The sequence below is a fragment of the Bariatricus sp. SGI.161 genome (assembly GCF_050313695.1).
Classification (GTDB): Bacteria; Bacillota; Clostridia; order Lachnospirales; family Lachnospiraceae; genus JAFBIX01.
On sequence record NZ_JBNPLX010000001.1, the window covers coordinates 211798 to 234224 of the forward strand.

22 protein-coding genes are annotated in these 22427 nt (G+C 40.9%); 5 read left to right on the plus strand and 17 right to left on the minus strand.

Features of this window, described 5'->3' with window-relative positions:
- The first annotated feature begins 3 nt into the window (after nucleotides 1-3).
- From ACQRBH_RS01020 to folK, 3 genes are read left to right on the plus strand one after another with little or no spacing between them, the layout of a single operon-like run.
- Nucleotides 4-495 carry an HD domain-containing protein gene (locus ACQRBH_RS01020; RefSeq protein ID WP_427741966.1) on the plus strand — a complete coding sequence of 164 codons (492 nt, stop codon included), beginning with the start codon at nucleotides 4-6 and terminating at the stop codon, nucleotides 493-495.
- A complete protein-coding gene (gene folP, locus ACQRBH_RS01025) occupies nucleotides 492-1313 on the plus strand; it encodes a dihydropteroate synthase (protein ID WP_427760706.1) in 822 nt (273 codons plus the stop codon). The genes ACQRBH_RS01020 and folP overlap by 4 nt, the downstream gene beginning before the upstream one ends.
- Nucleotides 1306-2121: a 2-amino-4-hydroxy-6-hydroxymethyldihydropteridine diphosphokinase gene (gene folK / locus ACQRBH_RS01030; RefSeq protein WP_427741791.1), complete on the plus strand. Its 816-nt coding sequence runs from the start codon at nucleotides 1306-1308 to the stop codon at nucleotides 2119-2121. The genes folP and folK overlap by 8 nt, the downstream gene beginning before the upstream one ends.
- Here folK and ACQRBH_RS01035 read toward each other — a convergent pair.
- From ACQRBH_RS01035 to ACQRBH_RS01105, 15 genes are all read right to left on the minus strand, one after another.
- A complete protein-coding gene (locus tag ACQRBH_RS01035; protein WP_427741792.1) occupies nucleotides 2116-3459 on the minus strand; it encodes an MATE family efflux transporter in 1344 nt (447 codons plus the stop codon). The two genes, folK and ACQRBH_RS01035, sit on opposite strands and share 6 nt — an antisense overlap.
- A gap of 115 nt (nucleotides 3460-3574) precedes the next feature.
- Entirely contained in the window at nucleotides 3575-4567 is a 993-nt protein-coding gene (locus tag ACQRBH_RS01040; RefSeq protein WP_427741967.1) for a LacI family DNA-binding transcriptional regulator, read from the minus strand.
- The gene (locus tag ACQRBH_RS01045; RefSeq protein ID WP_347376658.1) at nucleotides 4461-4697 is read right to left on the minus strand and encodes a hypothetical protein; all 237 of its coding nucleotides are present in this window, start codon (nucleotides 4695-4697) and stop codon (nucleotides 4461-4463) included. The genes ACQRBH_RS01040 and ACQRBH_RS01045 overlap by 107 nt, the downstream gene beginning before the upstream one ends.
- Nucleotides 4687-5955 (minus strand): DNA repair protein, encoded by a 1269-nt coding sequence (locus ACQRBH_RS01050; protein WP_427760707.1) that lies wholly within the window; start codon nucleotides 5953-5955, stop codon nucleotides 4687-4689. Before ACQRBH_RS01050 ends, ACQRBH_RS01045 begins: the two co-directional genes overlap by 11 nt.
- A gap of 131 nt (nucleotides 5956-6086) precedes the next feature.
- The gene (locus ACQRBH_RS01055) at nucleotides 6087-6707 is read right to left on the minus strand and encodes a metallophosphoesterase family protein (RefSeq protein ID WP_235232869.1); all 621 of its coding nucleotides are present in this window, start codon (nucleotides 6705-6707) and stop codon (nucleotides 6087-6089) included.
- Nucleotides 6708-6713: 6 nt separating this feature from the next.
- Nucleotides 6714-8624, minus strand: coding sequence for a BMP family ABC transporter substrate-binding protein (locus ACQRBH_RS01060; protein ID WP_427760708.1), 1911 nt, complete (start codon nucleotides 8622-8624; stop codon nucleotides 6714-6716).
- Between the two features lie 126 nt (nucleotides 8625-8750).
- Nucleotides 8751-9197 carry an Rrf2 family transcriptional regulator gene (locus ACQRBH_RS01065; RefSeq protein WP_347376746.1) on the minus strand — a complete coding sequence of 149 codons (447 nt, stop codon included), beginning with the start codon at nucleotides 9195-9197 and terminating at the stop codon, nucleotides 8751-8753.
- 30 nt (nucleotides 9198-9227) lie between these two features.
- Nucleotides 9228-10160, minus strand: a complete 933-nt coding sequence (cysK, locus tag ACQRBH_RS01070; RefSeq protein WP_427741796.1) for a cysteine synthase A — start codon at nucleotides 10158-10160, stop codon at nucleotides 9228-9230.
- A gap of 166 nt (nucleotides 10161-10326) precedes the next feature.
- Nucleotides 10327-10887: a pyridoxal 5'-phosphate synthase glutaminase subunit PdxT gene (gene pdxT, locus ACQRBH_RS01075; RefSeq protein ID WP_347376748.1), complete on the minus strand. Its 561-nt coding sequence runs from the start codon at nucleotides 10885-10887 to the stop codon at nucleotides 10327-10329.
- A gap of 1 nt (nucleotide 10888) precedes the next feature.
- Complete coding sequence (pdxS, locus tag ACQRBH_RS01080) at nucleotides 10889-11764, minus strand: pyridoxal 5'-phosphate synthase lyase subunit PdxS (RefSeq protein WP_427741799.1); 876 nt, start codon at nucleotides 11762-11764, stop codon at nucleotides 10889-10891.
- Nucleotides 11765-11883: 119 nt separating this feature from the next.
- Nucleotides 11884-12297: an RrF2 family transcriptional regulator gene (locus tag ACQRBH_RS01085; protein ID WP_235232863.1), complete on the minus strand. Its 414-nt coding sequence runs from the start codon at nucleotides 12295-12297 to the stop codon at nucleotides 11884-11886.
- A gap of 11 nt (nucleotides 12298-12308) precedes the next feature.
- Nucleotides 12309-12821, minus strand: a complete 513-nt coding sequence (locus ACQRBH_RS01090; RefSeq protein ID WP_235232862.1) for a GNAT family N-acetyltransferase — start codon at nucleotides 12819-12821, stop codon at nucleotides 12309-12311.
- Between the two features lie 30 nt (nucleotides 12822-12851).
- Complete coding sequence (tsaA, locus tag ACQRBH_RS01095; RefSeq protein WP_427760709.1) at nucleotides 12852-13541, minus strand: tRNA (N6-threonylcarbamoyladenosine(37)-N6)-methyltransferase TrmO; 690 nt, start codon at nucleotides 13539-13541, stop codon at nucleotides 12852-12854.
- Between the two features lie 4 nt (nucleotides 13542-13545).
- Complete coding sequence (locus ACQRBH_RS01100) at nucleotides 13546-14376, minus strand: deoxyribonuclease IV (protein WP_235232860.1); 831 nt, start codon at nucleotides 14374-14376, stop codon at nucleotides 13546-13548.
- A 29-nt stretch (nucleotides 14377-14405) separates the two neighbouring features.
- Complete coding sequence (locus ACQRBH_RS01105) at nucleotides 14406-15641, minus strand: threonine/serine ThrE exporter family protein (protein WP_235232859.1); 1236 nt, start codon at nucleotides 15639-15641, stop codon at nucleotides 14406-14408.
- A 205-nt stretch (nucleotides 15642-15846) separates the two neighbouring features.
- Here ACQRBH_RS01105 and ACQRBH_RS01110 point away from each other — a divergent pair, with 205 nt between their 5' ends.
- Nucleotides 15847-16233, plus strand: a complete 387-nt coding sequence (locus ACQRBH_RS01110) for a BlaI/MecI/CopY family transcriptional regulator (RefSeq protein ID WP_427760710.1) — start codon at nucleotides 15847-15849, stop codon at nucleotides 16231-16233.
- A gap of 1 nt (nucleotide 16234) precedes the next feature.
- Nucleotides 16235-18028 carry a BlaR1 family beta-lactam sensor/signal transducer gene (locus tag ACQRBH_RS01115; RefSeq protein ID WP_427760740.1) on the plus strand — a complete coding sequence of 598 codons (1794 nt, stop codon included), beginning with the start codon at nucleotides 16235-16237 and terminating at the stop codon, nucleotides 18026-18028.
- A 30-nt stretch (nucleotides 18029-18058) separates the two neighbouring features.
- Here the strand turns inward: ACQRBH_RS01115 and ACQRBH_RS01120 are convergent, their stop codons facing one another.
- Complete coding sequence (locus ACQRBH_RS01120; RefSeq protein WP_427760711.1) at nucleotides 18059-20257, minus strand: DUF6070 family protein; 2199 nt, start codon at nucleotides 20255-20257, stop codon at nucleotides 18059-18061.
- A complete protein-coding gene (locus tag ACQRBH_RS01125) occupies nucleotides 20208-22244 on the minus strand; it encodes a penicillin-binding transpeptidase domain-containing protein (protein WP_427760712.1) in 2037 nt (678 codons plus the stop codon). The genes ACQRBH_RS01120 and ACQRBH_RS01125 overlap by 50 nt, the downstream gene beginning before the upstream one ends.
- Between the last annotated feature and the right edge of the window lie 183 nt (nucleotides 22245-22427).

Sequence of the window (22427 nt, forward strand, 5' to 3'; positions counted from 1 at the left end):
TCCATGCAGCAGGTCGCATTTCTGCGAAAACATCCTTTATACCGTTCCTCTTACCAGCGGCTTGAAGATTTAGAGTATGACCGTATCTTCTGCCGCCATCAGATGACGCATCTTCTGGATGTGGCAAGAATTGCATACATTCATAATCTTGAACGAGGGCTTGGCATCCGAAAGGAACTCATCTATGCTGCAGCCCTTCTGCATGATATCGGAAAATACCGTCAATATGAAGACGGTACTCCACACGAACTCGCAAGTGAAGCGATTGCAGCTACAATATTATCCGACATGCCTGAACCGATCTGCTTTACACCAGAGGAAAAGCAACAAATCCTGACTGCAATCCGCGGCCACCGAAGGCTTCGACAAGATGCCGAACCGCTGGAAGCGCTTCTATATGAGAGTGATAAGGCATCCCGGGCCTGCTACGCATGTCAGGCAGAAGCAGATTGTAATTGGAGTAATAATAAGAAAAATATGGAGATTCTATTATGATTATTGGAGAGAAAAACTTTGATGCTACAAACCATACCTATATTATGGGAATTCTAAATGTAACCCCTGATTCTTTTTCCGATGGAGGAAAATATCAGCATCTGGATGCCGCACTCAGACATGCGGAAGAAATGATCCATGATGGGGCTGATATTCTGGATGTTGGCGGAGAGTCCACACGTGCCGGACATACACAGATTACGGATGCCGAAGAAATCGAACGTGTTGCTCCCGTCATTGAACAGCTAAAACACCATTTCGATATTCCAGTCTCTATTGACACTTATAAAAGTACGGTTGCAAAGGCAGCTCTTGATGCCGGAGCTGATCTGGTCAATGATATCTGGGGATTAAAATACGACGAACATATGGCCGAACTAATTGCCCGTTATCAGGTGCCCTGCTGCCTGATGCACAATCGAAAAGAAGCCTTATATCAGAACTTTATTTCTGAGTTTTTGGAGGATATGAAAGAATGCATCTCTCTTGCAAAAAAAGCAGGAATCGAAGACGATAAGATCATCCTTGATCCCGGAGTAGGATTTGGCAAAACTTATGAATTGAACCTGGATATTATCCGGGAAATTGACTGCATGCAGGAACTCGGATATCCGATTCTTCTTGGAACTTCCCGCAAATCAGTCATTGGACTTACCCTGGATCTTCCTTCTGATGAACGCGAAGAAGGAACCCTTGCTACTACAGTATATGGAATGTTGCACGGCTGTTCTTTCGTAAGAGTTCACGATGTCAAGGCGAATCACAGGGCAATTACCATGATAGAAGCCATCTTGCAAAGGAGTAAGAACCATGGATAAAATCAAGATATCAAACCTGGAAATCTTCGCCAATCACGGGGTATTCCCAGAAGAAAATGTACTGGGTCAGAAGTTTATCGTCTCAGCCATTCTGTACACCAGCACTCGAAAGGCCGGGAAAACCGACGAATTAACCGACTCTATCCATTATGGCGAAGTAAGCCATTTCATCGATCATTTTCTAAAAACACATACGTATAAACTACTCGAGTGTGCAGCCGAAGCCCTGGCAGAAGAATTATTACTCCACACTGCCGGTCTTGAAAAGATTCAACTAGAGATCAAAAAGCCCTGGGCTCCAATCGGTCTTCCACTGGAAACCGTATCTGTTGAAATCGAACGCCAATGGCATACTGCCTATATTGCACTCGGCTCTAATCTTGGGAATAAAGAGCAATATCTAAACGATGCAATTACTGCCTTAAACACGGCTCCTTGCTGTGAAGTAACTAAAGTCTCTTCTTTTCTGGTAACAGAACCTTACGGAATGACCGAACAAGACGACTTTCTGAATGCCTGTCTTGAACTTCGTACACTTCTGCCTCCAGCGGAACTGTTAAGCGAGCTTCACCGTATTGAGCAGGCTGCCGGGCGAGAACGCATCATTCACTGGGGTCCTCGTACACTGGATCTGGATATTATTTTCTATGATGATCTCATCTATGAGACTATGGACTTATGCATCCCTCATGTCGAAATGCACAAACGAGACTTTGTTCTAAAGCCGCTTTATGAGATTGCTCCTTACAAACATCATCCTTGTACCGGCAAGACTGTTCATGAGATGCTGGAATCTCTAACATTATAATTGCATCATCCAGTTTCTTTTCCGAAACACCACAAATGAGATTCCTAATCTGACACATTCCTCCAGCGAAAGGATAAAGTATACGTATGGGATTTCCAGCTTTAGCACAAAAGCAGTGAGAAATCCCAGCGGCACACCGAATAACCATGTTCCGACAAAATCAATCCACATAATATATTTTGTCTTACCGCCACTTCGGATAATTCCACCGCCAAGAATCATATTCTGTACTTTGACTGGTGCTATCAACGCAAATGCGAACAAAATCTGACACGCCAGCATCCTCACATGACTTTCCACCTGATAAATGGAAACATACCAATTACTTAGAAAGATCAAAAGAACCGACAGCAATATAGAAGCGATAAGTCCATATTTCATCAACTTTTTCGACTCCTCATACGCCCGTTCATTATCTCCACTTCCCAAAGTCTTACCGATTATCACTCCCGCTGCCTGTGAGACCCCGCTCAATGCTCCAATCATCAGTACTTGAATTGGTGTCGTTAATGTCATGGCTGCACAAGCTTCTGTCCCTATATGCCCATAGATAACCGCATATATGTTTTCACCAAGTGTCCACAAAAACTCGCAGATCAAGATTGGGAGCAAGATTCCCAAATATTGTTTATACTTTTCAGAAGTCATTTTTAGAGTAAATTTTAATACTAATTTCTGTCCTTTATTTCCATAATATCCCAAGAACAAAACAAGCAATAATACACAATTCACCGATTGGGAGATTACAGTCGCTATTGCCGCACCCTGTACTCCCATTTTAGGAATACCACACTTTCCAAATATCAACACGTAATTCAATCCTGTGTTCATAACTGCCGAACAGATACTCGCATACATCGGAAGTTCCGCCTTTTCCATACAGCGAAGAAGTACTGATGTCAGAGAAGATATGGCTATTGGGAGATAAGTCACAGACACAATCCGAAGATAACCTGCCGCCACCTTTCTCACAGTCTGATCTCTCGTATATATCCTCATGATTATCTGCGGACACATCGCACTCAGCATCGTAAAAAACACCGCCAGAATGACTGCCAGGAACAAGTTGACGCAAAAACAACGACTTACTTCTTCATCGTCCTTCTGACCCACATATTGTGCAATCATGATTCCTGCCACTGCTGCAATCGCTGATACCAATACTGAGAAAACAGATGTGATCTTAGAACTCAATCCAATTCCTGCGATACTGACACTTCCGAGCTGCCCTGTCATCATCTGATCTGCTACCCCAAAGGAAGATTGAAGCAAAGACTGAAGTGTCACCGGAATTGCTATCTTTATCACTGTTTTATAGAATCGATTTTCTGTAAACATAATATTCACCTCACCGTAATTGTAAAGTGAACACCTTATAACCACAATAGGTTAAACGCATAACCAGTTCCAAAAACAGCGCGCATCTTTTGTGCAAATTGTCTTATTTCTCTGATTATCGTGTACTATCACGCACCACCAAAGTTGTCGATAATCTGATTGTTGCCGCTTCTTCTCCATTCTTTAGTTTTTGAAGCATAGAGATTGCCATTTTTGCCCGTGTCTTTCCATCCTGTTTTATAGTCGTCAGTGACGGGCAGACATTCTCACAGATTGGATTATCATCAAATCCTGCGATACTGATTTCTTCCGGGATTCTTACTCCCTGGCTCTGCAAAAACTGCATCAGCTCAACTGCATAGTAGTCTGACACTGCAAAAATTGCCGGATAACTCTTGATCTGCTGCAAATGTTCTTGATAAAACTGCTGTCTTTCCCGCTTCACCATAGGTACAATCATCAATTCTATCTCTCTTTTCATACCTTCCCGAAAACCTTCCAGACGTTCGTGATCCATACAAATATCATTATCAGATATACATAATGCCTTTTCATAACCCTGCTGCCGAAAATATATCCCCATCTGTTTCCCGCCATTATAATCATCTATTGCCAGATTACAAATTCGCTTCGCTTTCTCAAAAAAGCCATCATATACAACAAATGGAATTCGCATCTTTTCTCGTAATTTCTGATAATCCTGCTCACAAAATCCGATGATTATCATTCCTTCCATATTCCACATCGAGGCAAATCTGATGATCTCATTCCAATCTTGGGTTACTTTTATCATCATAAACAAGCCTGAATCTTCTATCTCTCTCGACAGGTGATTCAAAGAAGTGCTAATAAACGCATCTTCCAATACATGACCCTCATATTTTTCATGATCATTTATCACCACCCCAATAATTCCCGAATTATTCTGCGCCAGTAAAATTCCGGCCATACTCGGAATGTATTGTTTCTCTTCTAATAATTGCTGCACTCTTTTCACTGTCTCATCTGATATCTTCTTTGTCTTGCCATGGATCACATTCGAAACTGTCGCCGTACTGACACCCAGTTCTTCCGCTATATCCACAATTCTCACTCTTCCGTTCTCCATGATTTTCTTTTTCGTCACTCCAATCTGTCTCTTCCTTTTTCCGTAAAGCTTCTGGATACCCTTTCAGTGCAGCAAATGGCATAAACTGTTTTGCCCGGTCTTCACGGCTCATTTTTGTTCTAAACGCCACTTTTATGCCCTCCTATCTGCTGGTTCCGTTCTATTGTCGTAGCCCCTGCCTGAAGATTCATTCCTCTTAGAATAGCATTCTTCCCATATCGCTTCTTAATCTCAAGGACTGCTTTTTGCAGACGATGTTCTTGTTCCATTCCTGTAACATCTGTAAACAGATCATACTGCTGATAACATTCATCCACCACATGGTTATAAGTCAGTGTCATTCTCCGAATCTGCTTATACTTATCTACAATCTGCTCATAAAGCCGTATTGTATAAGCGATAATCTGCCGTGCTGAACTTGTGGTAATTGTCATATGAATCGTTCCATGCGCCGGCTTTGACTCTAACCGGTTACTATACCCAACATGCAATGTGATAGAATCCGTCACCAATTCCTTTTCCACCAGTTCCAGACATAACAGATCTGCCATCTCCTGTGCGATTAATTTTCCTTCCTCAAAGCTATAATCTCTTGGCAGTACCTGACCACTGGATATCGAATTTGATCTTGGTCTGTATGCTTTGATATCCGCCATAGTTGTCGTCTCTCTTCCCCATGCATGGTCGATCAGAAGTTCCGCATCAACACCAAACATACGATACAGCATCTCTTCATCTGCCTTTGCGATCTCTTCCATCGTATAGATACCCACACGACCTAAGCTTCTTGCAATTCCCGAACCAATTCTCCAAAAATCAGTAAGGGGCTTATGATTCCACAACGTCTTCCGATATGTCTCTTCATCCAACATTCCGATATGATCTTCTACATGCTTTGCAGTAATATCCAGTGCAATCTTCGCAAGATAAAGATTCGTCCCAATCCCGCACGTTGCTGTTATACCCGTTGTCTTTAACACATCCTTCATCATCTTCATGCTAAGTTCTTTTGCTGTCATCTTATAAAGAGAAAGGTAATCCGTAATATCCATAAACGCTTCATCTATAGAATAAACATGGATATCTTCTTTCGCAATGTATTTAAGATAAATCGAATATATCTTTGCAGAATAATCAATATAAAGCTGCATACGCGGAGGAGCCATGATATATTTTATCCCTTTTGGAATCTCGAATACTCTGCATCTGCCGGGAATTCCTTTTGCTTTCATTGAAGGTGAAACAGCGAGGCAGATTGTCTTTTCTGTACGCTCAGGATCTGCAACTACAAGGTTCGCAGTCATAGGATCTAACTTACGTTCTACGCATTCCACAGATGCATAGAATGATTTTAAATCAATGCAGATATAAACTCGTTCCTGACTCATAACTAACACTAACACTTCTTTTCATTGATCTTTCTACGACCATTTTATCAGAACATATGTTCTTTTTCAAGACAAACATAAAATAAAGACCTCAGGAAAATTTTCCCAAGGTCTTTATCTCACCAAACATCTTATCTTATATGTTCTTCTGGATGTTCATCCTCAAAATCAAATACGCAACGTTCATATGCATTGATCACATGAGTATCTTGATATTTATCATATCTCTTATGCCTTCTTCCATATGATATATGTACATGCCCATGGATAAAATATTTCGGATGAAACCTTTCCATCAATGTATTAAATACCTGAAATCCCTGATGTGGCAGGTCTCGTCCATCATTCAGCTGATAAGCCGGAGCGTGGGTGACCAGAATATCAAATCCCCGCCTTCTCAGCAACTGAAACCATAATTTGCTGACTCTGTGCCGCATCCCCCATTCTGTATACTGATGTTCTCCCTCACGGTAACGCATGGAACCTCCCAAGCCCAGGATGCGAACTCCTTTATATACATAGATCTGGTCTTCTATACATATACAGCCTTCCGGTGGAATCTGTTTGTATTTTTCATCATGATTTCCATGGACATATAATACCGGTACAGATGCGAATGTAGCCAAAAATGAAAGATACCTCGGATTCAAATCCCCACAGGAAATAATCAGATCGATTCCCTCTAGCCTGCTTTTATCAAAATGATCATAAAGGGCAGGAGCCTCTTCATCCGCAAGTGCTAATATTCTCATAATATTCTAACCTTTCGTTATATCGATTCCCTGCTGTGAAATAACAGGTCTGGATGCCTCTTGTAACTCCTCTTCTTTTGGAATAGATCCAACGACATTCTCTGCCAGCCAATCCATAGTAAGAATCTCTTCTGGTGTCAGACTCTTATTTGGATTGTTCTGAACCACTCCTTCCTGAGAATAAAGAACTCCTGAAAATGGATTAAATTCTCCTGTACAGATTGTATTCTTCAGAAGATCTACCAGTCTCTTTGTTCCTATCGGAAGATTCTGGGAACAGATAACATCTACTACTCCCGAAGACATCCCCCACCAGTAGTTAATTGCCTGCATCGTTGCCGGATTATCATCATACTTCCAAGTTCCATCCATAATCGTCTGAATCAACTGCTCATAGAATTTACCCCAATGCCATAATGGCATTGCCAGATTGTGGGGAACTTCTCCATCCAGTCGATAAAGCCCAAAATATCGAGACGCTTCTTCCGGTATTACCATATCCTTTCCAGATACACACATAGGCTGTATCTGTCTGATATTTTCAACAACATTACCTTCCTTCTTCGTTGACCATTCCAGATATACCTTTGCCCGTGGATTGATCATCTTCGCACCCAACGCAAAGGCATTAATATTGGCTATTGCGCCATATATCGGATAATCTGCTATATAAGCAATCTTATTATTCTCCGCCATTGCTCCTGCTATAGCCCCCATCAGGAATTTTGCTTCATGCATCCTGGCATAGTAAGTTCTGATATACCGATGTGAAGTATTTACTGAACAGCTTAAAATACGAATATCTGGATGTGCAATTGCAGCCTTTACACTTGCCGGTACAAAAGAAGGCGTCGTTGTAAACACGATATTGCATCCCTGCTGTATCGCATCTTCGATGCGTTCCTCTATATTATCCAATGTTGTATTATCATAATAAATTGTACTTACCTCTTCCGGGAATTTTTGCTCCAGATGCATTCTTCCTAATTCATGTGCATAGGTCCACGCAGAAGATGTTGCTGTCTTTTCATAGATAAAGGCTACTTTCAATTTTGGTGCACTGATTGGAAGCAGACGGCTTAAAATAGGTTTTTTCTCCTTTCCTGGATCCATCTTAAGATCCACTTCCTTATCTTCTTCTAACAACTTAAACTCTTCCCAACTCTTTGTGACCAATGCTTTCAATTCACTTGTTGTCTTATCTTTTAATGCTTCATATCCATATAAGGTAATAAACGACAAGAAAGCATCTCCTGCTGTGATTGAAAGTTTCTCCCCGCCTTTTGCAGTATACTCTGCATTGAATCTGGAGTATACAGAATTAAAATCTAATCGGTCTTCGTTATTCCATTCTTCATCTTCACCTTTGCCGACCGCTTCTAATAATTTTGCAAATCTTCCTTCCTCAGAAAACCAGATATAATTAATCTTTGTCTTATCATAAAAATCCATATATTCATAATATATCTTATTTTCTTTTTCCTCTGTACGCTTCGGCACAATACGAGTTACAACTGCCGGGGCAGATACAACGCCATAGAACTTCATGACACTGACGCGCTTATTTCCTTCTTCTACATAGAATTTATTCATATATTCGTAAGCCTTGATAGGTTCACGAATTCCTTCATTTTCATGGGCAGTGCTAAGATGTGCCCATTTAATGGCAAATTCTGTATTTTCTCTCAATATCGGCATAAAATTTGACGCAAATGCTTCGCTTCTTCCATAAGTTTTCGTTCCCACAATCTGATCGACCGGAATCTGAACTAATCCCAAAGGCACTTCAGATAATGTACCTTTACCTGGAAGGATGTCATCCAGCACCTCCAGTGTCGGTTTCAGACCACGAAGCATTCGAGATTGATACTCTTTCTTGCCCATTTTATATGCTTTGATGTATTCTTCTATTGCCATAATATCCTCCTAATAATTAGAAATTATCTTTGATATTAACATCATTTCCAACTTATTATATACCATTCTCTAGAATTTCACCAGTATCCGACTTACATAAAAATAGGAAGCATATGCTTCCCATTTTTATATATAATACATATCCTGACTGTATGCATTATGCTCCTGATATTCTCTTTCAAGATCTGCCAGAGTCAGATTTGTAAGTATATTCTCTAACTCTTGATTTACCTTATCAATGACCAATTGCTGAATAGTAATCGATATTCCAACATTTTTACTGTCTTCTGATATTGATTCACTTTCGAAACGATAATCCCCTTCTAAAGCTTCCAGTATCTCAGACACCGTAATCTTACCGGCTTCTCGGCTTAGGAGATAACCACCCTGCGGACCTTTTACACTTTTTACAATACCCGCTCTGCGAAGTGCAGCAAAAATCTGTTCCAAATATTGTGAAGATAGCCCATTTCTCTCAGCAATACTATTCAACGCCACATGATCTGTTTTTGAATTCACCGATAGATCTATCAAAGCTATAAGCCCGTATCTGCTTTTTTTCGAAAATTTCATATTTTTCTACCTGCACATCTTTCAATTCATCTATTCTGTAAACAGTGGTGTAGAATAATATCTGTCGCCTGTATCCGGCAATAATGCTACAATCGTCTTGCCTTTGTATTCCGGGCGTTTTGCCAGCTGAATTGCTGCTGACAACGCAGCTCCAGAAGAAATTCCCACCAGAACACCTTCATATTTTGCAAGAAGTTTTCCTTTCTCAAATGCATCTTCATTCTCAATCTTGATAATCTCATCATAAACAGATGTATTCAATACCTCTGGAACAAATCCCGCACCAATTCCCTGAATCTTATGCGGACCACCTTTTCCTTCTGACAATACCGGAGATCCTGCCGGTTCCACTGCTACCACTTTTACATCTGGATTCTGAGACTTCAGATATTCACCTACACCTGTAAGTGTTCCTCCTGTACCTACCCCGGCAATAAATGCGTCTACTTTTCCGTCTGTATCTTTCCAGATCTCCGGACCCGTTGTACTTCTATGAATTGCAGGATTTGCAGGATTAACAAACTGTCCCGGAATAAAACTATTTGGAATCTCTTTGGAAAGTTCTTCTGCTTTTTCAATAGCTCCCTTCATTCCTTTTGCCCCTTCTGTCAAAACCAGCTCTGCTCCATATGCTTTCAAAATATTTCTTCTCTCAACACTCATGGTCTCAGGCATCGTCAATATAATACGATATCCCTTTACGGCTGCAATGGATGCAAGCCCAATTCCTGTATTGCCTGATGTTGGTTCAATAATGACAGAACCTTCTTTTAATATTCCTTTTTCTTCTGCATCTTCAATCATTGCTTTGGCAATTCTGTCTTTTACGCTTCCTGCTGGGTTGAAATATTCCAATTTCACCAGAACCGTTGCTTCTAATCCTAATTCTTTCTCAATATTAGCCACCTCTACAAGCGGTGTATTTCCAATCAGTCCTAATGTTCCTTTATAAATCTTTGCCATGTCTCTATTCCTTCCTTTTCTTTATTTTCCGTTTTTCCTACTTATTTAATAGGTTTAATAGGATTATATTCCTACTTCTCATATTTGTCAACTATATTTTATAATTATTTTTTCAAAAGCACAAGAAAACCATCAGAAATATCTGTATATCTCTGATGGCTTTTATCTAAGAAATCATATTCAAAAAATATTGATGCACTTTAAGATCATCTGACAGTTCTGGATGAAAGGCAGTCACTAACTGGTTGTTCTGCCTTGCTGCTACAATCTTTCCGTCTACCCGAGCCAGAACTTCTGCTTCGCCAAAAACTTCTGCTATATATGGTGCACGGATAAATGTCATGGGAATCTCTCCTATCCCCCGGAACTCATCTTCCGTATAGAAACTTCCAAGCTGTCTTCCATATGCATTCCGCTTCACACGGATATCCATAGTTGCCAGATGTGTTGCTTCCTCTTCTATATCTTTGGCCAATAAGATTAATCCTGCACAAGTGCCGAATACCGGCATTCCCGCCAATATCTTATCTCTGATTGATTCATATAAGTCTAAGTCATGAAGTAATTTCCCCATTACGGTACTTTCTCCACCCGGTAATATCAGTGCATCAAACTCTTTTTCCAGATCTTTTTTCTGGCGTATCTCAAAATGATCTGCACCAAGCTTATCCAACATCTGTCCATGTTCCGCAAATGCGCCTTGTAAGGCTAAGATTGCTACTGTCATATTATTTTCCTCGCTCTGCCATAAGAAGTTCAATTTCCTGCTCATTGATACCGACCATGGCTTCACCCAGATCTGTGGACAATTCTGCGATTAATTTTGCATCTGTATAATTAGTCACTGCTTTTACAATTGCAGAGGCCCGTTTTGCCGGATCTCCAGATTTGAAGATTCCGGAACCTACGAACACGCCTTCTGCTCCAAGCTGCATCATCAGCGCTGCATCTGCAGGTGTAGCTACACCGCCGGCTGCAAAATTAACCACTGGAAGTTTTCCATGCTCATGCACATATTCTAACAAATCTACTGGAACCTGTAATTGCTTTGCTGCTTCAAACAATTCGTCTTTACGAAGATTCTGAACCCGACGAATCTCCGCATTCATAACTCTCATATGTCTGACTGCCTGAACAACATCTCCGGTACCTGGTTCTCCTTTCGTGCGAATCATAGATGCTCCTTCTGCAATACGGCGAAGTGCCTCTCCCAGATCTCGCGCTCCACAGACAAATGGAACCTTGAATTCTGTCTTATCAATGTGATAAATATCATCTGCAGGAGAAAGGACTTCACTTTCATCGATATAATCAATCTCAATTGCCTCTAATATCTGAGCCTCTACAAAATGACCAATCCTACACTTCGCCATAACTGGAATAGACACCGCTTCCTGAATTCCCCGAATCATCTTTGGATCACTCATACGAGATACTCCACCTGCTGCTCTGATATCCGCAGGAATTCTCTCCAAAGCCATTACTGCACAAGCACCTGCTGCCTCTGCAATTTTGGCTTGCTCTGGTGTTGTAACATCCATAATAACGCCGCCTTTTAACATCTGTGCCAACTGCTTATTTAATTCATATCTGTTTTCCTTCATTCGATATACTACCTTTCCTATATATTTAATATGTTATATAGGAGTATTATACTTACAATTGGCGTTTTTGAAATATCCAGTTTTGCTTTTTTTGTACATGCCACTTTATTATTTTCTTTTTATTTATCTTTATCTTCCATTAGATCTGCCAATGTATAGCGATCTGTATATTCATTGATAACCTTCCACAATCCTTCCCAAAACGGCAATGTTGTACATTCTTCACATCTTGGGCAGCGGTTTGGCCGATCTTCAATACACGCAATTGGTGCCATGCTTCCTTCTGTTGTACGTAAAATATCTCCCACAGTATATTCTTCCGGTTTACGTGCCAACATATAGCCACCATTATTTCCTCGGTAACTTCTTACATATCCGGCTTTTGTCAGAAGCGGCATGATCTGTTCCATGTATTTCAATGTGATATTCTGCCGTTCTGCAATATCTTTTAACCGAATATAGCTTCCCTCATCATGTCTGGCCAGATCAATCATAATTCTTAACGCATAACGTCCTTTTGTTGAAATCTTCACCAAAATCCCTCCTACAGAATTTTCTCAAAAGCAATTCTTGGATCCCCATCTTCACATCCGCCAACTAAACGGATATTACCACACGGGACGAATCCTGCCTTAGTAAGTGCTCTCTGCATCGGAAGATTTCCCGGATGTGTATCAATCCTTACTGCCCGGAATCCGGCCTTCTTCGCCATCTCAAATCCATACTGAAACATCTTTCCGGCAACACCCTTACCTTTAAAGTCATCAGACACACAAACACGATGCATAGATGCATATTCTCCGTCTGTCAACCACTTCCCGTCAATCTGCGCATAAGATGGATCTGGAGTCGTCTGAAATGCAAATACTCCCGCAATCTCTCCATCCTCCACTGCGAGATATGTACAGCCCTCTTTCGCATCCTGTAGCCACACTTCTCTGGAAGGATATCCCTTCTGCCATTGATCGAGCCCCAGACCACGTAATTGTCGTTTTGCCTGTTCTGTAATCTCGCACATCTTATCAATATGCTCATAAGAAGCTACTATAAAATCCATACACACCCTCCTAATCTTATATATATCTATTTAAAAATGTTTCTTTATCTCACATACAGTCAACACTTGCTCTCGTACTAGAAATTTAATCTCCATCCCCGCATACTCCATTCCATATACGCGTTCAGGATCTTTTTGGTAAGCCGGTCTGGGATCCTGGCTGAGAATCTGTTTCAACACCGCTTGTTTTTCCTCAGGAACGATTGCGATCCATTGTTCTGGTATCTCTACTTCAAGTCTATACTCTCTTACTCTCTCCGAGAATCCTCCTCTCGCCATTGGATAACTGTCTACATAAGGAAGATACGGCTTAATATCATAAATGGGAGTCCCATCCAAAAGATCGGCTCCCTTTACATGCAACACAATTCCTAACCCTTCCCTTAATTCTATTTTCTCTAATTCAACACAAGACAGTCCGATAGGATTTGGCCGAAATGGAGAACGCGTAGCGAACACTCCTACTCGCTGATTCCCACCCAATCTTGGAGGTCTTACCGTCGGACTCCATTCCTTTTGTACTGCCTCTGTAAATTCCCACAACAGCCAGAGATGTGAATATCCTTCCATTCCTTTGCATGCATCTGGATTACGATACTCTGGCGTAAAAACAATCTCTGCTTTCGTATCCGCCAGTCCACTCTGGCGGGGAATTCCAAACTTAGACGAAAACTCTGTATGTATATATGCAATCGGTCGTAATGTTAATCCTGCATCCATAAATCTAACTCAACTTCTCTCTGATCATCTGTATCTCTTCTTTGTGTCCCTGATCATCCAAAGGTGTCTCAAGATAAAAAGGAAGTTCCCTTAATAACGGATGTCTTAATACATGTAGCAGCGTATTCATTCCTATCTCTCCCGAACCAATCGTCGCATGTCGATCTTTGTGAGAGCCAAATGGCATCATACTGTCATTCAGATGAATCGCTTTTAAAAGCTCCAGACCAAGGACCTGATCAAATTCTTCCAGAACGCCATCCAGATCATTGACAATATCGTATCCTGCCGCAAATACATGACAGGTATCCAGACAGATACCAATACGCTCCGGATGCTTCACACCATCACGAATTGCTTTCAGATGCTCGAACCTTGCACCAATCTCTGTTCCCTTTCCCGTCATAGTCTCTAATAGTATCGTGATATTCTCTTCACCGGTAATTGCCTGATCAAGACCAGCAATAATATTCTCTATACCTGCCTCTATTCCGATTCCGGTATGGCTGCCCGGATGAAATACCATATTCTCAATTCCAAGCGCATCCATCCTGGCCGTATCTTCCCGAATCACTGTGCATGCGAATTCATACACTTTTTCCTGCGCACTGGCAAGATTCATGGTATATGGCGCATGCGCCAAAAGCGGGCCAAACTGATTGTCCCGCCGTATTTTTTGAAATTTTGCAATCTCTTCATCCGCATATGTCTTAAAATTAGAACCTCTGGGATTGCGGCTGAAGATCTGCATAGTATTTGCTTCCATCTCCACCACATTTTCTGCAGTTTTTGCCAGTCCTTTGGCAATCGACATATGCGTTCCAATTGTCAGCATCTATACCCTCCCTATAAGTCACGTATCTTCTATGAACTCTTACTGATATGATATTCTCTCTTCAATGTGCGCATAATTCCCCTTGAAGCTACATCTACAATGATAAAACCAAATGCAATAGCAAGACAGGTTGCAAGTAAAACAACCGTTTCGCTGAATGCCATCTCCATATCCCTGCTCACACATCCATACATCATATAATACAGATTTGGTCCTGGAATCAACGGAAATACTGAAGCTGTCAAAAAGATGGTAGATGGAGCTTTGTTAATTCTAGACATAATAAATGCATAAAATGCCACGAAAATCGATGCTAAGAGAGTTGCCAGAAAATTACTTGGCTCTAACTCGAATACTACAAGATAAATTGCCCATGTAAAAAACGCACCAACACTGGTATATAATACCTGTCTTCCCTTAATCTTGAACCACCATGCAAAACCAGTACATGCAATCGTACAGGAAATCAACTGAATCGGAATACTGTTATTTAAAATAAATCCTTCCAAAGATACGCCATCCAGCAGGAGCATAGCAAGCGCAATTCCAAACGCAATTCCGGCTGCACCTAAAAACGCATTCATGATATTCAAAGATCCAGAGATAAAGTCTCTCTGCAAAAGGTCACGGATTCCATTCGTCACTCCAAGTCCACTGATCAGAAGCATAACAATTCCAATCATAATCCATTCCGCATGGCTTCCAATTCCAAGTCGCACCAGCAGAATGATAATGACCTCTGATAAGAAAGACAGAATCATATTATATACCATAAGATTACTTTCTCTTTTACTCAGCCATTCGCCAACCACTACGATCATCAATGAGACAATGACTGCAACGATTGCATCCATAAATCCGCATCCAAAGAAAACCGCAAATCCGGTTCCACCCATAACTCCTGCAAAATACTTAACAGCAGGATGCTGCTCTTCCCGATTCATAACCTCCAGATACTTTTCGCGTAATTTTTTCTCATCTGGTTTATTCTGACAGACATAACGGGACAAATTATTCAAATAATCTAAACGATCAAAATTAATATCTGTTGATTCAATATGCCGGATCTGAGTGATAATATCCCCTTCCGGTGTTTCCACTGTTATCTGGATATTACTCGGAATTACAAATACATCATACCGTGTAAATCCATAACTTTTACACATTCTGTACAGACTGTCTTCCAGTCTGAAATTCTCTGCACCGCTTTGCAGCATTGCTTCTCCAATATCAAGAATCCCCTGTAAAATTTTGTTATAATTCATAAAACTACCTCAATAACTATAATTATTTTGCATTTGATAAACACCGACATACGAATCATATACACTGATTTTCCAGAAGTCAAGCCATTTTTTAAAACTTTTCATATGATATTTTTTTCACTATTTATATGCGTAAATTGACATTTTTATCGAAAGAATATATAATGTTTTTATTACATTTGTAATATTTAAGGAGTGATTCAATATGGGAAATTTGCCACAGATCTCAGAAGCTGAGTATGAAGTCATGAAACTTGTATGGAAATACGCGCCGATCAACACAAATGAAATAACGGAACGTCTGACACAGACTACCACATGGAGTCCCAAAACGATACAGACCCTGATCAAGCGTCTTGTCAACAAGGGTGCTCTTTCCTATGAAAAGCAGGGCCGTGTATTTGTCTATACACCTATGGTAAGGGAGAATGAATATATTTGTCAGGAAAGTAATTCTTTTCTGAATCGATATTATGATGGAGATATCACTGCCATGCTGTCTGCATATATAGAAAATGACCAGCTATCTGAAACAGAAATTGATACGCTTCGCTCTCTTCTTTCCAGGAGGTCACAAAAGGGTGGTGATTAACGTGGATAATTTTATGATAAGCTTTTTAATATGCAATGTGTTTATCAACGGTATCATCGGAATTCTTTTGATGGCCAAACGGATATTCAAAAACACTCTGTCCAGCCGAATGCAGTATCATCTGTGGTTCCTGATGCTTGGGCTTTTGGCAGTTCCTTTTATGCCATTGCGTCTAATCGGGGTTCCGCAAATCTTCTCATTGCTCGGCAGCCTGAGAAGCGCTTCATCTTCTGGCACCGGAACCGCCATAGGAGAAACCGTGGGAACCAATCCTACTGAAAATGTAGATTGGATGAATGACTTTACTCTTTCGATAAACAGCAAAACTCCATCCATTGTCGGATACATATTATTGGGAATATGGATTGTAGGCATTTTTGCAATGATCCTATTGGTAATCAAATCCTTTCTCCGTCTACGCGATTTGGAAAACTCTGCACTCCCCCTTCAGAATCAGGAAGTCCGCAGACTATATCGTCACTGTTTAGAAGAAATGGAAATTCGCAGAGAGATTCCTGTATATAGCACCGCATTTTTGACATCCCCGATTATTGTAGGACTTTTGAAACCTTGTATTTATTTGCCGATTCATCTGATTTCTGATTATCATGAATCCGATATGCGGTATATGCTGTTGCACGAACTGCAGCATTATAAGCACCTCGATGCTATCGCCAGTTATCTGATGAATCTTGCCGGAGTAGTATATTGGTTCAATCCTCTTGTGTGGTACGCCCTGAAAGAAATGCGTAATGACAGAGAAGTTGCCTGTGATACCTCCGTTCTAAATATGCTCGAGGAGGACAACTACGAGGATTATGGAAATACCCTGATTAACTTTGCAGAAAAGGTTTCACTTACTCCTTTTCCGTTTACTGCCGGCCTTGGTGGAAACATGAAGCAGATGAAGCGCAGGATTATCAATATTGCCTCTTATGAGAAGCCAACATTTATGAAAAGGTTAAAAGGTATGACGGCATTTTTGCTGACTGCTGTTCTCCTTTTAGGACTTGCACCTTTTATTTCTACATATGCATCGGATGAAAGTTACTACCAGTGGGACTCCTCCTCAGAGAATATTTCCTATGTAGACCTCTCTGCATACTTTAAAGAATATGAAGGCAGCTTTGTTTTATACGATTTGAAAAATGATGCATGGAGCATACACGACAAGGAGCATGCCACTTTGCGAGTTGCGCCAGACTCCACTTATAAGATATATGACGCTTTGTTTGGATTAGAAGAAGGTGTCATTACACCAGAAGATTCCTTTATCGCATGGGATGGAGAAAATTATCCGTTTGAAGCATGGAACGCTGATCAGACCTTGCAGTCTGCGATGAGCTCTTCTGCTAACTGGTATTTCCAATCAATAGATGAACAACTTACATCCGCTGACATTTACAGCTATATTCAGCAAATCAGATATGGAAATGAAAACTTAAGCGGCGATCTCTCCACTTATTGGATGGAATCTTCCTTAAAGATTTCACCTGTGGAACAAGTCGAACTATTAATAAAACTCCATAATAACAGCTTGGGATTCTCTTCTGAAAATATCAATGCTGTAAAGGACTCCATACGCCTTTCCTCTTCTGATGCCGGTACATTTTATGGAAAAACAGGAACTGGACGTGTGAATGGGCAGGATGTAAACGGATGGTTTATAGGCTATATTGAAACTGCAGATAATACATACTTTTTTGCTGCCAACATAGAAGCAGACAGCAACGCTACCGGAGGTAACGCAACTGAAATAACCACATCTATCTTGTCTGATATGAATATTCTGTAATATATATGCAGCAAAGCATTTTCCAAATTATTAGTTTCTAATACGATACAGATATTCCGGGATATCCTGAATGCCGTCACCTAATATTTTATTACTCAAATATTGAAAAGCACCGTCTTCTGAAAACCGTATCGTAAGTTCGTGGGTTATAACTGCGTCGCTGCAAAGTACCGTATCACACACTGCATCCACTGTCAACGTGACTGTACCATCCTCGTTCTTTCGGATATCCGTAACCTCCGGAACAGATGTACCAAAAAAAGTCGGTGTAAAATTTTGACATCCCAATGGGCTCCACGCATATGTATGATTTTCTGTATCATATACTGCATACTCCTGTATCTGTTCTGAAGTGATTGGAATATATTCCATAATCAGATTTTCAAACTCTTCTTTCGGAATTCCGTCCCTATAGCGGTCCTGTGGAAACTCCTCCTGATATTTCATCCGATACAGGGATTCATACATTCCATTATAATCAAGGTCTTCCAGATGATTCATATCCCAATCAGAACACAGAAGATTATTCCCCTGATATCCCAGTTTGGCCACACATTGTCGGGATAACTCTTGCTGCTCCTGTGTCAGTGGCTTTATCCTGATCAGACAGCTTCCATCAACGATTTCTGTAACCTCTGGCGGTTCTGGAACACATAGTTCATAACAAAACCAGCCTTTCTCGGTATATTCCCATTCCTTAATCTTTATGCAGGAAATATACTCTACTCTCATCGTATTATCTTCCAGTGAGACTGCATTGGTACTCAGTACAAACATATCACTGCCGTCAAAAATATATTTTCGCCGTCCTATACTGCCATCCTCACGAACCTCATATATTGCGACCGTTCCGGTTTTTCCCTTTTGACATCTTTTTAAAAATGCATCTGCTTTTTCATAATTCTTCAGATTGGAATACCGTTCTTCTGTCATGACAGGCTCCCCCATTTCTCTAATCTGCTCCTGCGTAGGAAAGCTTCCATCGTCATCACTCATAAGAGAGAGATCCTTTCCATACCATTGTTCCCACTCGTCTACTGTCAGACGGCGGACATGCCAGGTGGCTTCCTGGTTGTCTTCTGAAGGAATGATACGATTCGACACATATTGTACTTTTCCGTCATCCAATGGTCGGATTACTACCTCGTGGGCATACACTTTTGATGTATTTTTCTCTGGGAATACTACATTTACTGTTAGTGTAATCGTTTCATCCTCATTTTCTGCATAGTCTGTCACTTCCGGGTACGGAACTTCCGGCGATTCCAATTCATCCCTTCCTCTGGGTCTGTATTGATAACTTTCCCTTTCAGAATTATAGGTCGTCTTTGACTGTAAGACTTCTCTGCTGATTCTAAAATAAGACAGGATCACCTGTTCAAACTCTTCTTTTGGGATATAGCTGATTGGCTCGGCTTCATAATTTTCATCTATTACATAAGGGGATTCTTCACCATATACTTCTGAATATAGAATATCAAATAAATCATAAAAATTAATATCGCCGACATCCATCTCATTCCAGTCTGACAGGAACAAGTCATTCGAAGCATAGCCAATCGGCATGATATATTGACGATTGAGCTGACGGCACGTTTCATCCAGAGGCTGTACCCTCAGAGCCGTATGACCGGAGGGGCCGTCATACCCGGACATCTGGTACTTTTCAAAGAACAGATAGCCCTCTTCGGTATATTCCCACGTATAGGGAGAATATGTATCAGAACTTGTACATTCTGCCTTGTCATCCCTGAGAACATAATAATCTCTGTTTACTTTTACATCTCCGTCCTTTGTCATCAGAACATATCTTGTAAATCCACCATGATCATCAACCACGATAACGGTTATCTCCGATGTCTCTTTTGCTTCCACCTGTGTACAGAATTCCTCAACCCTTTCTGCACCTGTCATATCAACCTGATTTTCACTGTCTACCGCGATATAGCCATTCTGTCCAAGACGATGTATGATACTGTGCATAACTTTCAGACTTCCTAAAGTACCATCCTTTTCTGCGTTTTCATAGATATCGCGATATGTCTCTGCGATTCGATCCGCTTCTTCGCTGCTATTTTCAGATTCTTTTCCTGTCTGTGTCTGTGTCTCCCGATTGCATCCTGAGATTCCTGATAACACTACGATTCCAAGCAGCACTGTCATTATAAATATTCCAGACCTACCTTTCAAACCATTCTTCCAGAACCTGTCTGTCTTTTTCCACAACATATCCGCTTCCTCCCCTCTCCTTTACATCTTCGACCATACTGACAATCAGAATAGGATTCTCTGCGGTTTCTTCCGCAGTAAATACTGCAAACCATCCCAATTCTGTACCCGTAGTATCTTCCTGTGATTCCTTAAGCTCTGCTGTTCCCGTCTTTCCAGCAAGGATTATATCTTCTCGATGCGCTGCATATCCGGTTCCATTGGGATCATTTACAACCTTCTTCATCCCATCTAATACGACCGTAGCCGTTTCTTTCGAGAATACATCGGGAATCCACGCATCCCCCTTTGCCTCATTCTGATAGATTAAATATGGTCTTATCACATTGCCATCATTACAAAAAGAGGAATAAATACATGCCAGATGCAGTGGATTCACCAGAATCTGTCCCTGGCCGTAGCCACTGTCAGCAAGCTGGACTTCTGTCTCAATACTTTCCGTATTGGAATACTGAGATTCTCCCATTTGAATCTCAAATGGAAGTTCTTCACAAAATCCAAGCCTTTTCAACGAATTTTCCATCTCTTCTGCACCTATTTTCAGTGCTGCTTTTGCAAAATAAATGTTATCCGAATAGATCAATGCATTCTCCAGATTCACAGGCGCATATTCGTGAAGCGTTGTCACATAATAGGATCCCCAGGAAGCATCCTTTTGCCAGCTCAGACCTTCCGACCCGTAATCTTCTGCCGGATCGACCGTACAAGATTCCAAACCAATAGCTGCTACAACAGGCTTCAATGTGGAACCTGGACACCACACCTGCCGGAACCGATTATACAACGGCTGATTCTCATCCTCATTCAGTGCTGCCCATCGTTCATCAGACAATCCTAGAATAAACTCATTATTATCGTATGATGGCGTACTGACCAGCGCCAGCACTTCTCCTGTATCAGGCTGAATTGCCACGGAACAGCCCTTATCCTCCTGGAACTGCTCATATAATGAACTTTGAAGGCCGGCATCTATGGTAAGATGAATAGCCTGCCCGTTCTGAACCAGTGTGCAAGCCAGTTCCTCTTTCTCACTGCCTTCATCATCCACAATGAGAATCCGACAGCCATCCTGTCCTTTTAATTCTTTTTCAAATAATCCTTCCAGTCCACTTTTCCCAATTATGCTGTTGACAGTATATCCCTCTCCTTCATGCTCTTCCAGATCTTCTGCCGTTACATTCTGGACATATCCAATAAGATGTGTAGCTGCCTCCTTCAAAGGATATTCTCGCACTTCTACCTCTGTAATCATAACACCCGGTATCTCCAGAAATGCCTCTTGCGCAATATTTCTCGAAATCGTTTTCACCGGCACAAAGGAATCTTCTTTTACCCATTGTTCTGATAACTTTGCTTCAATCTCATCCGGCTCCATCTCAAGTAATTCTGCCAACTTTTGTATGACATCATTTTTGTCTTGCAGCTTTCCCGGAACGATTCCAACAGAAGATGCTGTTCCCTTCCCGGCAAGAACTTTTCCATTCCGGTCCAAGATAGCTCCTCGCTCTGCCTGAATGATATCTACTCTTACCTGATCTGAAGATGATAATTCCGGAAAAATCAGTGAATCATCCCATATCAGAGCGTAACCACCTTCATTCTTCTTAAAGGTCGCTTCATTTTCAAAACTGATCTGCCCGGCTATCGTTTCGAAAGATGTCTGGTAAGTTACCACTTCCTCCTTCTTGTCATAACTGAGAATCTCTATCACCATATTCTGCACTTCTATTCCCTCATAAATCGCAGAATTACGCCGGATAAAATCTTCTTTGCTGATATTTCCCGATGCCTTTACGTCTATCATTGAGTACATCGCATCGTATTGCTGCTTTGGAATATTGTCCATGTATTCCGCCAGTAGTTCTTCCGGTGTTTTCCTTACCATGACATGATTCACAAATACTACAAGATAGGATACTGCAATAATGATTGCCAATCCTGCTGCCATCATTACAATCCACTTAAAATATCTACGCTTTTTCTTCATTATGCCTCCTTTTTTCTTACAATTGTAAGATTTAAAATCAAAAAAAATATCCTGCCAGTCTACAGTCTGTTTTTCTATATATTACATCTGTAAGACTTGTAAGTCAAGGAAATTATTTTCCCCATATATCTGATACAAGGATAGCTATTCTTATCAATATGCGTTATAATTATGTCAATAAAT

Bases quoted from the DNA above. Each gene is read 5' to 3' on its own strand.
- ACQRBH_RS01065 (WP_347376746.1), bottom strand. From the start codon at position 9,197: ATGAAATTTTCGAAAAAAAGCAGATACGGGCTTATAGCTTTGATAGAT.
- ACQRBH_RS01040 (WP_427741967.1), bottom strand. From the start codon at position 4,567: ATGGAGAACGGAAGAGTGAGAATTGTGGATATAGCGGAAGAACTGGGT.
- tsaA (WP_427760709.1), bottom strand. From the start codon at position 13,541: ATGGATGCAGGATTAACATTACGACCGATTGCATATATACATACAGAG.
- pdxS (WP_427741799.1), bottom strand. From the start codon at position 11,764: ATGAAGGAAAACAGATATGAATTAAATAAGCAGTTGGCACAGATGTTA.
- ACQRBH_RS01110 (WP_427760710.1), top strand. From the start codon at position 15,847: ATGGGAAATTTGCCACAGATCTCAGAAGCTGAGTATGAAGTCATGAAA.
- ACQRBH_RS01100 (WP_235232860.1), bottom strand. From the start codon at position 14,376: ATGCTGACAATTGGAACGCATATGTCGATTGCCAAAGGACTGGCAAAA.
- ACQRBH_RS01055 (WP_235232869.1), bottom strand. From the start codon at position 6,707: ATGAGAATATTAGCACTTGCGGATGAAGAGGCTCCTGCCCTTTATGAT.
- ACQRBH_RS01090 (WP_235232862.1), bottom strand. From the start codon at position 12,821: ATGGATTTTATAGTAGCTTCTTATGAGCATATTGATAAGATGTGCGAG.
- folP (WP_427760706.1), top strand. From the start codon at position 492: ATGATTATTGGAGAGAAAAACTTTGATGCTACAAACCATACCTATATT.
- ACQRBH_RS01125 (WP_427760712.1), bottom strand. From the start codon at position 22,244: ATGAAGAAAAAGCGTAGATATTTTAAGTGGATTGTAATGATGGCAGCA.
- ACQRBH_RS01120 (WP_427760711.1), bottom strand. From the start codon at position 20,257: ATGTTGTGGAAAAAGACAGACAGGTTCTGGAAGAATGGTTTGAAAGGT.
- ACQRBH_RS01060 (WP_427760708.1), bottom strand. From the start codon at position 8,624: ATGGCAATAGAAGAATACATCAAAGCATATAAAATGGGCAAGAAAGAG.
- pdxT (WP_347376748.1), bottom strand. From the start codon at position 10,887: ATGACAGTAGCAATCTTAGCCTTACAAGGCGCATTTGCGGAACATGGA.
- cysK (WP_427741796.1), bottom strand. From the start codon at position 10,160: ATGGCAAAGATTTATAAAGGAACATTAGGACTGATTGGAAATACACCG.
- ACQRBH_RS01050 (WP_427760707.1), bottom strand. From the start codon at position 5,955: ATGAGTCAGGAACGAGTTTATATCTGCATTGATTTAAAATCATTCTAT.
- ACQRBH_RS01020 (WP_427741966.1), top strand. From the start codon at position 4: ATGCAGCAGGTCGCATTTCTGCGAAAACATCCTTTATACCGTTCCTCT.
- folK (WP_427741791.1), top strand. From the start codon at position 1,306: ATGGATAAAATCAAGATATCAAACCTGGAAATCTTCGCCAATCACGGG.
- ACQRBH_RS01105 (WP_235232859.1), bottom strand. From the start codon at position 15,641: ATGAATTATAACAAAATTTTACAGGGGATTCTTGATATTGGAGAAGCA.
- ACQRBH_RS01035 (WP_427741792.1), bottom strand. From the start codon at position 3,459: ATGTTTACAGAAAATCGATTCTATAAAACAGTGATAAAGATAGCAATT.